We start from the raw sequence: 13,399 nt of genomic DNA on the forward strand, positions 1-13,399 counted from the left end.
AATGACGATTGGCGCTGCCGACAAGCTGCAATTGCCGCGCCGCAATCAATTCCACGTCCCGCTCACCGGCGTTTCCGCGCAAGGGATGACGGATGCATGACGACCGGACACGCGCGTCCGGCGTAGAGGGAAGCGAATGTCACGGTTGCTCGATCATCACCGGCTCACCCATCTGCAACGGCTCGAGGCCGAGGCGATCCACATCATGCGTGAGGTGGTGGCCGAGGCGGACAATCCCGTGATGCTCTATTCGGTGGGTAAGGACAGCGCGGTGATGCTGCATCTCGCGCGCAAGGCGTTCTACCCGAGCCCACCGCCCTTCCCGCTGCTGCATGTCGATACGACCTGGAAGTTCCGCGAGATGTACGCGCTGCGCGACCGGATGGCCGCGGAGAGCGGGATGACCCTGCTGGTCCATCAGAACCCTGAGGCGATCGAGCGCCGGATCAACCCGTTCGATCACGGCGCGCTCCACACCGACATGTGGAAGACCGAGGGGCTCAAGCAGGCGCTCGACCATTACGGCTTCGACGCCGCCTTCGGCGGCGCGCGCCGTGACGAGGAGAAGAGCCGCGCCAAGGAGCGGATCTTCAGCTTTCGCACCGCGACGCACGGCTGGGACCCGAAGAACCAGCGGCCGGAGCTGTGGAACCTCTACAATGCGCGCAAGAACAAGGGCGAGAGCATCCGCGTCTTCCCGATCTCGAACTGGACCGAGCTGGATATCTGGCAATATATCCACCTGAACGATGTGCCGATCGTCCCGCTCTATTTCGCCGCCGAGCGGCCGACCGTCGAGCGCGACGGGATGCTGCTGATGGTCGATGACGATCGCTTCCGGTTGTTGCCCGGCGAGCAGCCGGTGCTGCGCTCGATCCGCTTCCGCACGCTCGGATGCTATCCGCTGACCGGCGCAGTCGAGAGCCGCGCGACGACGCTGCCGCAGGTGATCCAGGAGACGTTGCTCACCACCACCAGCGAGCGGCAAGGGCGCGCGATCGACAAGGATGCCGGCGGTGCGGGGATGGAAGTGAAGAAGCAGCAGGGGTATTTCTGATGAGCGATGCACCTGCTCCCCAGCCGGCCTATGTCGTCGACGATCTCGTGGCGCGCGACATCGACGCCTATCTCGACAGCCACCAGCACAAGACGATGCTGCGGTTCATCACCTGCGGCTCGGTCGATGACGGCAAGTCGACGCTGATCGGGCGGCTGCTCTACGATCTCGAAGATGATCTTCGAGGATCAGCTCGCCGCGCTCGAAAGCGACTCGCGCAAACAGGGCACGCAGGGCGGCGAGATCGACTTCGCCTTGCTGGTCGACGGGCTTGCGGCGGAGCGCGAACAGGGGATCACGATCGACGTAGCCTATCGCTTCTTCAATACCGAGAAGCGCAAGTTCATCGTCGCCGATTGCCCCGGCCACGAACAATATACGCGCAACATGGTAACCGGCGCATCGACCGCCGACCTCGCAGTGATCCTGATCGACGCGCGCAAGGGCGTGCTGACGCAGACGCGGCGGCACAGCTACCTCTGCCACCTGATCGGCATCCGCAACATCGTGCTGGCGGTCAACAAGATGGATCTGGTCGGTTACGATCAGGCGACGTTCGATACGATCGTCGCCGATTATGCCGCCTTCGCGCAGTCGATCGGGATCGCCGGTTTCACCGCGCTGCCGATCTCGGGGTTCAAGGGCGACAATATCACCGCCCGGTCGGCGAACACGCCCTGGTATGACGGGCCGACGTTGGTCGAGCATCTGGAAACGGTCGAGGTGCTCGCGTCGGTCGATGCCGACAAGCCGTTCCGGATGCCGGTGCAATGGGTCAACCGCCCGCACCTCGACTTCCGCGGCTTTTCGGGGTTGATCGCGACCGGGCGCGTCGCCGTCGGCGACAGGGTGCGCGTGCTGCCGTCGGGGAAGACCTCGGCGGTGACGCGGATCGTCACGCTCGACGGCGATCTGGCGCAGGCGGTCGCCGGGCAGTCGGTGACGCTCTGCTTCGCCGACGAGATCGACTGTTCGCGCGGCGACGTGATTGCCGCCGCCGAGCAACCGCCCGAGGCCGCCGACCAGTTCGAGGCGACCTTGGTGTGGCTCGACGATGCGGCGTTGCGCGTCGGGCGCGGCTACTGGCTGAAGCTCGGGACGCAGACCGTTTCGGCGACCGTCCAGCAGCCCAAATATGTCGTCAACGTCAACACGCTGGAGCAGCTCGCCGCCAAGACGCTCGACCTCAACGCGATCGGCGTCGCGGAGCTGACCACCGACCGTGCGATCGTGTTCGAGCCCTATGTCGACAATCGCACGCTCGGCGGGTTCATCCTGATCGACAAGCTGACCAATGCGACGGTCGCGGCGGGGATGCTGCACTTCAGCCTGCGTCGTGCGCAGAACGTCCATTGGCAGGCGGTGGATGTCGGGCGCGACGCCCATGCCGCGCTCAAGGAGCAAAAGCCGGCGGTGCTGTGGTTCACCGGCCTGTCCGGCTCGGGCAAGTCGACGATCGCCAATCTGGTCGAGAAACGGCTCCACGCGCTGGGCCGCCACACCTTCCTGCTCGACGGCGACAATGTCCGCCACGGGCTGAACAAGGATCTGGGCTTCACCGAGGCCGACCGGATCGAGAACATCCGCCGAGTCGGCGAGGTCGCCAAGCTGATGACCGACGCCGGGCTGATCGTGCTCACCGCCTTCATCAGTCCGTTCCGCGCCGAGCGCGAGATGGTGCGCGCCATGCTTCCGGCGGGCGAGTTCGTCGAAGTGTTCGTCGACACGCCGTTCGAGGAAGCCGAGCGGCGTGACGTCAAGGGCCTCTACAAGAAGGCGCGCGCCGGCTTGCTCAAGAACTTTACCGGGATCGATAGCCCCTATGAGCGGCCGGAGGCGCCCGAGGTGCGGATCGACACCACCGCCACCACCCCCGAACAGGCCGCCGAGCAGATCGTCGACCTGCTGCTGCGCCGCGCATGACCGGGGAGAGCGATGCCGCGCTGGCGGCGCATCTCGCCGAGGTCGCGGGGGCGCTGCTGCTGACGGTGCGCGACAGCGCGGCGCTGACCGAGAAGGCGCTGGCCAAGGCCGGCGATGCGATCGCCAACCGCTTTCTCGTCGAGGCGTTGCGCGCGCAGCGTGGCGAGGACGGGCTGCTGTCGGAGGAGGAGAAGGACTGCCCGATCCGGCTCGACCGCTCGCGGGTGTGGATCGTCGACCCGGTCGACGGCACGCGCGAATATGCCGAACGCCGCGCCGATTGGGCAGTGCATGTCGGCCTGGCGATCGACGGCGTGCCGACCACCGGCGCGGTCGCCTTGCCCGCGGCCGGGATCGTGCTGCGCAGCGACGCGCCGGTCGCGGTCCCGCCTGCGCCGGAACGGCTGCGGATGGTGGTCAGCCGCTCGCGCCCGGCGCGCGAGGCGGTGGCGGTCGCCGACGCACTGGGCGCGGAGCTGGTGCCGATGGGTAGCGCCGGCGCAAAGGCGATGAGCATCATCCTCGGCCAATCGGACATCTATCTCCATTCGGGCGGCCAATATGAATGGGACAGCTGCGCCCCCGCCGCCGTGGCGCGCGCGCACGGGCTGCACGTCAGCCGCATCGACGGCTCGCCGCTCGTCTATAACTGCGCGGACACGTACATGCCCGACCTGCTGATCTGCCGACAGGAGCATGTCGCCCCGGTGCTGGCGGCACTGGCTCAGGGATGATCGTCATTGCGAGCGTAGCAGAAGCTACCCTCGCAATGACGGCTTGGCCAACTTCCCCGACAGCACCGGCCGCAGCACCAACCCGTTGAGATCGATCGCGGCGTGCACCAGCATCGCCGCCCACAACCGCCCCGACACCAGATACACCAGCGCCAGCAACACGCCCGCGATCACCGTCCCGAGCACGCCGCGCCAGCCCTGATAGCGGTGCGCATAGCCGAACGCCGCCGTCGCGCCTGCAAAGCCGACCAGCGCCGACCCGCTCACGATCGCGATCAGCAACGGCAGCAACAACCGGAAGAACAATTCCTCTGCCACGCCCGCGGTGATCGCGAGCAGCACGCCCCAGCCAAGCTCGGCGCGGCACACCGGCGTGACCGCGCGCAGGTCGCCGAGGGTCACGCGACGTCCGCGCCGTTCGAGCACGGTGGCGATCACGACCCCGCCGAGCGCCCCGAGCGCCAGCGGCTCCCACCCCGGCTGGCCGATCCACGCCACCGCCAGCGCGCGCACCGACAGCAATTCGGGCGGAAAGCGCGCGACCGCATCGAGCCGTCCCAACGCCGCCAGCAGCAAAACCGTGACCGCGCCGAAATGCACCAAGGCGCGCAGCGCCAGCCGCGCGAACCAGCGATGCCGCACCGTCCCCGGCGCGACCGCCGGCGGGCGCGGCCAATAGCCGATGCGCGCACCGTGCAGCAGCAGCGCGAGACTGGCCAGCGCCACCGCCAGCGCCGCGCCGACGGCGATCATTGCCCGAGGCGGTGCTCGCCCTTGACCCAGCGCACCGTGCCCGACGAAGCGCGCATCACGACGCTCTCGGTCGTCATCTTGCCGCCGACGCGTCGCACGCCCTCCAGCAGCGACCCGTCGGTGACCCCGGTCGCCGCGAAGATGCAGTCGCCCTTCGCCAGATCCTTGAGGTCGTATTGGCGGTCGAGATCCTCGATCCCCCATTTGCGCGCGCGCCCGCGTTCGTCGTCGTTGCGGAACAGCAGGCGTCCTTTGAACTGCCCCCCGACGCAGCGCAGCGCGGCGCAGGCCAGCACGCCCTCCGGCGCGCCGCCAGACCCCATATAGACGTCGATCGTCGTGTCGGGGTCGCTGGTCGCGATCACGCCGGCGACGTCGCCATCGCCGATCAGCACCACGCCGCACCCGATTCCGCGCAGCTCCGCGATCAGCGCTTCGTGGCGCGGACGATCGAGCACGCAGGCGATGATATCCTTGGGCTGGACACCCTTGGCCGCCGCGATCGCTTCGACATTCTCGGTCGGGGTACGGTCGAGATCGATGATCCCGGCGGGCAACCCCGGCCCGACCGCCAGCTTGTCCATATAGACGTCGGGCGCGTTGAGCAGGCCGCCCTTCTCGGCGATCGCCAGCACCGCGAGGCTGTTCGGCCCCGACTTGGCGCAGATCGTCGTGCCTTCCAGCGGATCGAGCGCGATGTCGATCGCCGGCCCCTGCCCGCTGCCGACCTTCTCGCCGATGAACAGCATCGGCGCCTCGTCGCGCTCGCCCTCGCCGATCACCACCGTGCCGTCGATATCGAGTTCGTTGAGCGCCGCGCGCATCGCCTCGACCGCTGCGGCATCGGCGGCCTTCTCGTCACCGCGCCCGGTCAGCGTCGAGGCGGCGATCGCCGCCGCCTCGGTGACGCGCACCATCTCCAGCACGAGCACACGGTCGAGAACCTTGCTGGCAGTTGGCATGAGATGTCCTTCTCCTTGGATTAACTCCCGGATAGGCGCGCGACATGACGGTGTCGAGGCATTTTGTTTTACATGTTATACGCGAAGAAAAGCACTGCGCCCATCGTCACCCCGGCGCAGGCCGGGGTCCAGATAGCCCCAAGAACAATGTTTTCAGTTCGTGCGGAAACATGGATCCCGGCCTGCGCCGGGATGACGGAGGTTCTACGCGCTCAATCCCGCAGCAGGTCGTTGATGCTGGTCTTGCTGCGGGTCTGCGCATCGACGCGCTTGACGATGACGGCGCAATACAGCGCCGGCTTGCCGTCCCCGCCGCCGATCGAGCCGGGCACGACCACCGCATAGGGCGGCACTTCGCCGCGGAAGGTCTCGCCGGTGTCGCGGTCGATGATCTTGGTCGACGCCCCCAGATAGACGCCCATCGACAGCACCGCGCCCTCGCCGACGCGCACGCCCTCCGCGACCTCGGCGCGCGCGCCGATGAACGCGCCGTCACCGATGATGACCGGATCGGCCTGCAACGGCTCCAGCACGCCGCCGATCCCGGCGCCGCCGGAGAGATGGACGTTCTTGCCGATCTGCGCGCAACTGCCGACGGTTGCCCAGGTGTCGACCATCGTGCCTTCACCGACATAGGCGCCGATGTTGACGAAGCTCGGCATCAGGATCGCGCCCTTGCCCACGAAGGCGCCGCGCCGCACGACGCTGCCCGGCACCGCGCGGAACCCGGCGGTGCGGAACTCCGCCTCGCTCCAGCCCGAGAATTTGCTCGGCACCTTGTCGAACCAATGGCCCGAACCGGGGCCGTTGTCGATCAGCGCGTTGTCGTTCAGCCGGAAGCTGAGCAGCACCGCCTTCTTCAGCCACTGGTTGACGCGCCAGCCGCCTGCACCGTCCGGCTCGGCGACGCGCGCCTGCCCGGCGTCGAGCAGCGCCAGCGCGCGGTCGACCGCAACGCGCACCTCGCCCCCGGTGGTCAGCCCCAGCTCGGCGCGGTTCTCCCACGCGGCGTCGATCGTGGCGGAAAGCTCGGCGGTCATTGGTCCTCCAAAACAGACTGGACCCACGCGGTGACGTCGGTCACGCGGTGGTCGACATAGGATCGGTCGGCGTCGTGGTCCTGCTCGGACCCGTTGTCCACCCAGACGGTGGTCATCCCGATCGCCTTGGCGGGTTTCAGGTTGCGCGCCATGTCCTCGACGAACAGCGCACGGGTCGGCTCGATCTCGAACGCGGCGCACAGTCCGGCATAGGCGGCGGCGGCGGGTTTGGGGGTCAGGTCCATCGCAACGATGTCGTGCACCGCCTCGAAACTCTGCCCCAGCCCGAGCCGCTCCAGCACTTTGAGCGCATAGGGTCGATCGCCATTGGTGAAGACCAGCTTGCGCCCCGGCAGCCGCGCCAGCGCCGCCGCGAGCGGCGCATTCTCCTCCAGCGCGTCCATTTCGATATCGTGGACATAGGCGAGGAAGGCGTGCGGATCGACGTCGTGATACGCCATCAGCCCGGCGAGCGTGGTGCCATGGCCGAGGAAATATTCCTTCTGCACACGCCGCGCCTCCACCGGATCGACCTTCAGGAAGTCGGCGATGAAAGCGGTCATCCGACGGTCGATATGCGCGAACAGGTCGGCACGCGCCGGGTAGAGTGTGTTGTCGAGGTCGAAGATCCACGTTTCGACGTGCGCAAAGGCCGGGTGCATGGCGCGGGGTGTAGGGGGTTTGACGCCGGGCGTCATCCCCGTCCCGCCGCTCTCCTTCCCGTCATTCTCCTTCTTCTCGTCATTCCCGCGAAGGCGGGAATCCAGAACCTCGGACGTCTCGGCTCTATCGATGGGCCTGCGCGTCTGGATCCCCGCCTCCGCGGGGATGACGGAATGGTGCCGGGATGACGGAAACGCGCGGGGATGACGGAGAGAAGTCCATGAAACCAAGCGGGCACAAACCCCCGCTATCCCTCACCCAACCCGAACTCGGCTGGCACTCGCGCGTCCCCGTCCCCACCTATCTCGCATGACCCGTTATTCCCTTCTCGACCTCGTCCCCGTCACCGAGGGCGGCTCGGTCGCGCAATCGCTCGCCAACGCCGCGGACCTTGCGCGACATGCCGAGCAGCTCGGCTTCAACCGCTATTGGGTGGCCGAGCATCACGGCATGACCGGGATCGCCTCGGCGGCGACCGCGGTGGTGATCGCGCATGTCGGGCATGCGACCAGCCGCATCCGCATCGGATCGGGCGGGATCATGTTGCCCAACTCCGCACCGCTCCAGATCGCCGAGCAATTCGGGACGCTCGATGCGCTCTTCCCCGGTCGCATCGACCTCGGGCTTGGCCGCGCACCTGGCTCGGATCAGCGCGTTGCACACGCCTTGCGCCGTAACCTCTCCAGCGACGCCAATGAATTCCCGCGCGATGTCGTGGAGTTGCAGAGCTATTTCGCCGACGATGGCCGGACCCGCATCACCGCGACGCCGGGCGCGGGCGCCAAGCCGGAGATGTGGATCCTCGGCTCCAGCCTGTTCGGCGCGCAACTCGCCGCGATGCTCGGGCTGCCCTATGCTTTCGCCTCGCATTTCGCGCCCGATGCGCTCGATCAGGCGCTCGACATCTATCGTCGCGACTTCCGTCCGTCGCCGACGCTTGCCAAGCCCTATGCGATGGCCGGGTTCAACGTCTTCGCGGCCGGCACGCATGAGGAAGCCGAATTGCTGGCCAGCTCGCAACAGCAGCAGTTCGTCGCGCTGCGCACCGGCAATCCGGGGCGGATGAAGCCACCGGTGCCGGGCTATCGCGCCTCGCTGCCGCCGCAACATGCCGCGATCCTCGACCATGCGCTGTCGGCAAGCGCGATCGGCACCCGCGACGAGGTCGCGCGCGGCATCGCGGCGTTCGTCGCGCGGACCGGCGTCGACGAGCTGATGCTGACCAGCGCGGTCTACGACCATCAGGCGCGCCGACGCTCGATAGCGCTGGCGGCGGAGGCGATGCAGGAACTGCCGCTCGCGGCCTGAGCCGTCGCCCCTGCGCAGGCAGGGGCCTATGTCTGTAAAGTCCGTTGCGGAGGTCTAACACAGGGACGACGATCCTGTGTCAGCCACTTACCCGGACGACACAGACATGAGCCCCTGCCTGCGCAGGGGCGACGGCGCGTGAACATTGCCGAATGCTCTAATAACGCAGGGGCGACGAAGGACTGGACGCCGCATGGACGCCCGGCTAACCGCACGCGATGGCGCACGTCGGCATCATCATGGGCTCCACCTCGGATTGGGAAACGATGCGTCATGCGAGCGAGACGCTCGAGACGCTGGGCATCGCGCATGAGGCGAAGGTCGTCTCCGCACACCGCACCCCGCAACGGCTGTATGACTACGCAACCGGCGCCGCCGCCCGCGGGCTGAAGGTCATCATCGCGGGTGCGGGCGGCGCGGCGCATCTGCCCGGCATGGCGGCGTCGATGACGCATCTGCCGGTGCTGGGCGTGCCGGTCGAATCCAAGGCGTTGAAGGGCATGGATAGCCTGCTCTCGATCGTTCAGATGCCCGGTGGCATCCCCGTCGGCACGCTGGCGATCGGCAAGGCCGGCGCGATCAACGCCGCGTTGCTCGCCGCCTCGATCCTCGCGCTGTCCGATGACGACTTGTCGCAGCGGTTGCAGGCGTGGCGCGCGAGGCAGACCAACGGCGTCGCGGTCGATCCGGCATGACGGTGATCGTCCCCGGCAGCACGATCGGCATCCTGGGCGGCGGGCAGCTCGGCCGCATGATCGCCAGCGCCGCGGCCGATCTCGGCTATCGCACCCACGTCCTCGCGCCCGATCGCGAAAGCGTCGCGGCGCAGACCGCCTCGTCGCTGACGCGCGCCGATTACCACAACAAGGTCGTGCTCGCCGACTTCGCCGCGCAATGCGACGTCGTCACCTATGAGTTCGAGAATATCGCCGTCGGCCCCGTCCAATGGCTCGCCGAACGCGTGCCGGTCTACCCGAGCCCGCACAGCCTCGCGGTCGCGCAGGACCGTGTGCGCGAGAAGCAGTTCGTTGAACAGGTCGGCGGTCGCCCCGCGCGTTGGCAGGCGGTGTCGTCGCGCGAAGAGATGGACGCGGCGCTCGCGACGATCGGTTGCCCGGCGGTGCTCAAGACGACGCGCTTCGGGTACGACGGCAAGGGGCAGACGCGGCTTCAGTCGCCTGCCGACGCCGATGCCGCGTGGGAAGCGATCGGCGGCCCCGCGATCCTGGAGGCGTTCGTCGAATTCACGCACGAATTCTCGATCGTGCTGGTGCGCGGGCGCGACGGCACGATCACCAGTTACCCCCCGCCGTGGAACGAGCATCGCGACGGCATTCTGCATCGCTCGACGCTCCCCGCCCCCGCGCCGATCGCCGCGCAATGGACCGAGGCGGCGGCGCTCACCGGGCGGATCGCGGACGCGCTCGACCATGTCGGCGTGCTGACCTGCGAGTATTTCGCGAGTGCCGAAGGGCCGGTGTTCAACGAAATGGCGCCGCGCGTCCACAACTCAGGGCATTGGACGATCGAGGGTGCGGCGACCTCGCAATTCGCCAACCATGTCCGCGCGATCTGTGGCCTGCCGCTCGGCGATACCGCCTTGGTCGCGCAGGGTGCGGAAATGGAAAACCTGATCGGCGCGGATTGGGAGCGCTGGCCGGATTTCGTCGCCGCGCGGGATACCTATCTGCACCTCTACGGCAAGCGCGAGACGCGCGACGGCCGCAAGATGGGGCACGTCACGCGATTGACGCGCTGACCGTCCGTCGCGTCATCGCGAGCGTAGCAAGGTCGACAAAGGCCGCCGTGGACTGCTTGGCTACGCTCGCATGACGCCGCACCTCACCCCCGTCGCGCACCTGTAATCATCCGCCGCGCAATCTTGCGCACGCCCTCGTCATCCTTGGTTTCATCCGTCGCCGGATCACCGAGATGGTCGAGGCTTTCCTCGAGATAGTCGAGCAGCCCCGGATGCTTTCCCTCGACATATTCGATCAGCTTGAACAGCAGATGCTCGGTCGCGATTTCGCGCTGGCGGGTCTGCACATGAAGGTCGGTCATCGCTTGCTCCGGGATTGATCGTCACGCCAACCACCGCCACGCGGTTCGCGTTCCGCCTCAATCCAGCTTGACGATCCGCTCGGTCAGCACCGCCACCCTGATCCCGAACCGCCGCGCCTCCAGCCGGTTGGCGAGCGTGCGCCCGTCGGGCTGGAGCGTCAGCGTCTGGCGGATGCGGAAGCCGCCGTCGCTGGTGAACGACAGGCGCAGCGTCGCACCCTCCACCTCGCCGGTCACCGGCCCCCGCGCATCGCTCAACGTCCCCGTATAATGGCCCGGCGTGGTCTGGCGGAGCAGCCAGTGCCGCGCGCGCGGCGGCTTGTCACCCTCGGTCACCATCTGGTCGAGCAGCAACGTTCCATCCGCGCGCATCCGACCCGTGCCACGCACCGTCACTGGCTTTGCCTTGCGCAGGATCACCTTCAGCTGCGCCGTCCCGCGCGTCTGTCCGGCAAAGAAGCGCAACGGGTCGAAGGCGGGGCCGACCGGTGCGGCGGCGAGTGCGAGGGCGATCAACATGGCGCTGTAACGCACAAGAACCCGAACCGCCGCCTTTGTAACGATTTGTGCAATTGATAGTGACTATCATAAGCGACCCGTTTAGGGCGCCCGCATAAGTCGGGGAAACGCAATGAAATCTTGGTTCTTTCTGCTGTCTGCCAGCGCGCTTGGCGTCAGCGCCACTACCGCTTCCGCCCACGAAGCCGAGGTCGCGGCACCGAGCGCTGACGAGCAGCAGGAGGGCGAGGTGGTCGTCGTCGGCAAAAGCTACGGGCGCGAGGTCGGCAAGACGGTGACGCCGCTGAAGGACACGCCGAACACGATCACCGTCATCGATCGCGACCAGATCGAGGCACAGAATCTGTTCACGCTCGAGGATGCGCTCACCGCCACCAACGGCATCACGGTCAGCGGGATCGGCAGCGAGGATCCGTCGTTCAACGCGCGCGGCTTCCCGATCAACAATTATCTGGTCGACGGCGTCCCGACGCAATCGTTCGGCTTCCCCGGCGTCGTGCCGGACCTGTTCTTCTATGACCGGCTCGAGGTGCTGCGCGGCCCCGCCGGCCTCTTCACCGGCGCCGGCAATCCCGCGGGCAGCATCAACCTGATCCGCAAGCGCCCGCTGGAGGCGACGCGCGTTCAGGCGTCGGCGGGCTATGGCAGCTACGACAACGTCCGGCTCGAACTCGACGCCTCGACGCGGCTGACCGATACGATCGGCGTCCGCGCGGGGGCGATGGCGCAGGATCAGGACCAGTTCTTCGACACCGCGCACCGCCGCCGCTGGGGGGCGTTCGCGGTCGGCGAGGTCGCGATCGGCGGACGCACGACGCTGACCGGCGGCATCTATTATGACAGCTTCCAGCCAGCGGTGCAGACCGGCCTGCCCGGCTATGTCGGCGGCGCGGACGGCAGCGACGGGCGGCTGCTCGACGTCCGCCGTTCGACCTATCTCGGCGCCGACTGGAACCGCTTCAATTCGGAGACATGGACCGGCTTCGTCGAGCTGGCCCACCGCGTCAGCGATCGCTGGACGCTGCGCGCGACCGGGATGGTCGCCAACGTCGACCGCATCGACAAATACAGCTATATCGGCAACGCCGCGGTCACCCCGGAGAACAACGGGCTGACCAACCATATCGCATTCCTCGGCGACAATCGTCAGCGCACGCGCTCGTTCGACATCAACGGCGTCGGCAGCTTTCCCGCCTTCGGGCGCGACCAGACGCTGATCCTCGGCATGGACTATCAGGCGCAGGACTATACGTCCTATTTTTCGCGACTGAGCAATTATGCGCGGATCAACGTCTTCGATCCGGTCTATCCCGCCGAGCCGCTGCTCGATCCCCGCGCCTCGTTGCCGCTCTATCCGGTACAGGGGACGAGCGGCGGGCCGTGCACCATCGTCTCGGCCCGCTGCGTCGAGCATGCCTCCGGGGCGACGCGCACCTATGTCGAGCAATATGGCCTGTATGGGCAGATGCGGCTGTCACCGATCGCGCATCTGACCTTGGTCGGCGGCGGGCGTGCCACCTGGTGGTCGAACCATGTCGATACCCTCAACCGGCTGACCGGGGCGGTCAGCGGGCGATCGCAATATGGCTATGACGGCCGCTTCACGCCCTATGGCGCCGTGCTGTTCGACGCGACGCCGAACCTCAACCTGTACGTCAGCTATGCCGACAGCTTCACCCCGCAGGCGCAGCCCGCCGGACGCGCCCGCCCCGATGGTCGGCCGATCGAGCCGCTGATCGGCAATCAGTTCGAGGCGGGCAGCAAGCTGTCGCTGATGAACCAGCGGCTGCTGCTGTCGGTCGCGGCGTACCAGATCACGCAGGACAACCGGCTGGTCAATCCGCCCGAACTGCCCGACGTCGTGCTACAGGCCGGACGCGTCCGCGCGCGCGGCGTCGAGGCGGAGGCGACGGGACAGATCGTGCCGGGCTGGCGGATCAACGGCGGCTATACCCACACGCACACCGAATATCTGGCGGATACCGAGCCGCAGTTCGAAGGCATCGCGCTGATGCCGATCATTCCGAAGCATATGGTCAAGTTCTTCAGCAATTACGCGCCGACCGCCGGCCCCCTGGCGGGCGCGAGCATCGGCGGTGGACTGACGTGGTTCTCGTCGACCTATGGCGGCAATCCGGCGCTCTATGCGGCGAACGGCACGCTGCGCACACGGTCGACGATCGTGCGACAGGAAAGCTATGCGGTGGTCGACCTGCGCGCGGGATACAAGCTGAGCGATCAATGGTCGTTGTCGGTCAACGTCAACAACCTGCTCGACAAGAGCTATTACGCGCGCATCTCGAGCACCGGACGCGGCAATTTCTATGGCGTGCCGCGCACGGTGTTCGGCACGATCCGCTACATGTTTCCGTAATGGGC

The 13,399-nt window shown here is 67.3% G+C and carries 12 protein-coding genes and 1 pseudogene; 7 read left to right on the top strand and 6 right to left on the bottom strand.

Annotated elements, in window-relative coordinates; all coding sequences use genetic code 11:
* Window positions 1-136: 136 nt before the first annotated feature.
* The 3 genes and pseudogenes from cysD (at window position 137) to QP166_RS12470 (ending at window position 3,714) form a co-directional block, all read left to right on the top strand.
* A complete protein-coding gene (gene cysD / locus QP166_RS12460; protein WP_333916191.1) occupies window positions 137-1,057 on the top strand; it encodes a sulfate adenylyltransferase subunit CysD in 921 nt (306 codons plus the stop codon).
* Window positions 1,057-2,980 (top strand): annotated as a pseudogene (gene cysN, locus QP166_RS12465) (sulfate adenylyltransferase subunit CysN). Before cysD ends, cysN begins: the two are co-directional and overlap by 1 nt.
* Complete coding sequence (locus QP166_RS12470; RefSeq protein ID WP_333916192.1) at window positions 2,977-3,714, top strand: 3'(2'),5'-bisphosphate nucleotidase CysQ; 738 nt, start codon at window positions 2,977-2,979, stop codon at window positions 3,712-3,714. Before cysN ends, QP166_RS12470 begins: the two are co-directional and overlap by 4 nt.
* A 24-nt stretch (window positions 3,715-3,738) precedes the next feature.
* Here the strand turns inward: QP166_RS12470 and QP166_RS12475 are convergent, their stop codons facing one another.
* The 4 genes from QP166_RS12475 to QP166_RS12490 form a co-directional block, all read right to left on the bottom strand.
* Window positions 3,739-4,467, bottom strand: a complete 729-nt coding sequence (locus tag QP166_RS12475; RefSeq protein ID WP_333916193.1) for a CPBP family intramembrane glutamic endopeptidase — start codon at window positions 4,465-4,467, stop codon at window positions 3,739-3,741.
* Window positions 4,464-5,429: a class II fructose-bisphosphatase gene (gene glpX / locus QP166_RS12480; RefSeq protein ID WP_333916194.1), complete on the bottom strand. Its 966-nt coding sequence runs from the start codon at window positions 5,427-5,429 to the stop codon at window positions 4,464-4,466. The genes QP166_RS12475 and glpX overlap by 4 nt, the downstream gene beginning before the upstream one ends.
* Before the next feature lie 212 nt (window positions 5,430-5,641).
* Window positions 5,642-6,469 carry a 2,3,4,5-tetrahydropyridine-2,6-dicarboxylate N-succinyltransferase gene (dapD, locus tag QP166_RS12485; RefSeq protein ID WP_333916195.1) on the bottom strand — a complete coding sequence of 276 codons (828 nt, stop codon included), beginning with the start codon at window positions 6,467-6,469 and terminating at the stop codon, window positions 5,642-5,644.
* Window positions 6,466-7,131, bottom strand: a complete 666-nt coding sequence (locus tag QP166_RS12490; protein ID WP_333916196.1) for a pyrimidine 5'-nucleotidase — start codon at window positions 7,129-7,131, stop codon at window positions 6,466-6,468. Before QP166_RS12490 ends, dapD begins: the two co-directional genes overlap by 4 nt.
* Before the next feature lie 310 nt (window positions 7,132-7,441).
* On the opposite strand from QP166_RS12490, the gene QP166_RS12495 reads away from it, so the two are divergent.
* The 3 genes from QP166_RS12495 (at window position 7,442) to QP166_RS12505 (ending at window position 10,199) form a co-directional block, all read left to right on the top strand.
* Window positions 7,442-8,440, top strand: a complete 999-nt coding sequence (locus tag QP166_RS12495) for an LLM class flavin-dependent oxidoreductase (protein ID WP_333916197.1) — start codon at window positions 7,442-7,444, stop codon at window positions 8,438-8,440.
* Between the two features lie 218 nt (window positions 8,441-8,658).
* On the top strand, window positions 8,659-9,135 hold the full coding sequence (purE, locus tag QP166_RS12500; RefSeq protein ID WP_333916198.1) for a 5-(carboxyamino)imidazole ribonucleotide mutase: 477 nt from the start codon (window positions 8,659-8,661) through the stop codon (window positions 9,133-9,135).
* Window positions 9,132-10,199, top strand: a complete 1,068-nt coding sequence (locus QP166_RS12505) for a 5-(carboxyamino)imidazole ribonucleotide synthase (RefSeq protein WP_333916199.1) — start codon at window positions 9,132-9,134, stop codon at window positions 10,197-10,199. The genes purE and QP166_RS12505 overlap by 4 nt, the downstream gene beginning before the upstream one ends.
* A gap of 83 nt (window positions 10,200-10,282) precedes the next feature.
* Here QP166_RS12505 and QP166_RS12510 read toward each other — a convergent pair whose 3' ends face one another.
* Both QP166_RS12510 and QP166_RS12515 read right to left on the bottom strand, forming a co-directional pair.
* Window positions 10,283-10,501 (bottom strand): hypothetical protein, encoded by a 219-nt coding sequence (locus QP166_RS12510; RefSeq protein ID WP_333916200.1) that lies wholly within the window; start codon window positions 10,499-10,501, stop codon window positions 10,283-10,285.
* A gap of 57 nt (window positions 10,502-10,558) precedes the next feature.
* Window positions 10,559-11,020, bottom strand: coding sequence for a DUF3833 family protein (locus QP166_RS12515; RefSeq protein ID WP_333916201.1), 462 nt, complete (start codon window positions 11,018-11,020; stop codon window positions 10,559-10,561).
* A gap of 112 nt (window positions 11,021-11,132) precedes the next feature.
* On the opposite strand from QP166_RS12515, the gene QP166_RS12520 reads away from it, so the two are divergent.
* Entirely contained in the window at window positions 11,133-13,394 is a 2,262-nt protein-coding gene (locus tag QP166_RS12520) for a TonB-dependent siderophore receptor (protein ID WP_333916202.1), read from the top strand.
* Window positions 13,395-13,399 lie beyond the last annotated feature (5 nt).

Source organism: Sphingomonas sp. LR60 (assembly GCF_036855935.1).
Taxonomy (GTDB): Bacteria; Pseudomonadota; Alphaproteobacteria; order Sphingomonadales; family Sphingomonadaceae; genus Sphingomonas.

Coding starts and splice junctions, on each gene's coding strand:
- cysD (WP_333916191.1), top strand. CDS start 137: ATGTCACGGTTGCTCGATCATCACCGGCTCACCCATCTGCAACGGCTC.
- QP166_RS12470 (WP_333916192.1), top strand. CDS start 2,977: ATGACCGGGGAGAGCGATGCCGCGCTGGCGGCGCATCTCGCCGAGGTC.
- QP166_RS12475 (WP_333916193.1), bottom strand. CDS start 4,467: ATGATCGCCGTCGGCGCGGCGCTGGCGGTGGCGCTGGCCAGTCTCGCG.
- glpX (WP_333916194.1), bottom strand. CDS start 5,429: ATGCCAACTGCCAGCAAGGTTCTCGACCGTGTGCTCGTGCTGGAGATG.
- dapD (WP_333916195.1), bottom strand. CDS start 6,469: ATGACCGCCGAGCTTTCCGCCACGATCGACGCCGCGTGGGAGAACCGC.
- QP166_RS12490 (WP_333916196.1), bottom strand. CDS start 7,131: ATGCACCCGGCCTTTGCGCACGTCGAAACGTGGATCTTCGACCTCGAC.
- QP166_RS12495 (WP_333916197.1), top strand. CDS start 7,442: ATGACCCGTTATTCCCTTCTCGACCTCGTCCCCGTCACCGAGGGCGGC.
- purE (WP_333916198.1), top strand. CDS start 8,659: ATGGCGCACGTCGGCATCATCATGGGCTCCACCTCGGATTGGGAAACG.
- QP166_RS12505 (WP_333916199.1), top strand. CDS start 9,132: ATGACGGTGATCGTCCCCGGCAGCACGATCGGCATCCTGGGCGGCGGG.
- QP166_RS12510 (WP_333916200.1), bottom strand. CDS start 10,501: ATGACCGACCTTCATGTGCAGACCCGCCAGCGCGAAATCGCGACCGAG.
- QP166_RS12515 (WP_333916201.1), bottom strand. CDS start 11,020: ATGTTGATCGCCCTCGCACTCGCCGCCGCACCGGTCGGCCCCGCCTTC.
- QP166_RS12520 (WP_333916202.1), top strand. CDS start 11,133: ATGAAATCTTGGTTCTTTCTGCTGTCTGCCAGCGCGCTTGGCGTCAGC.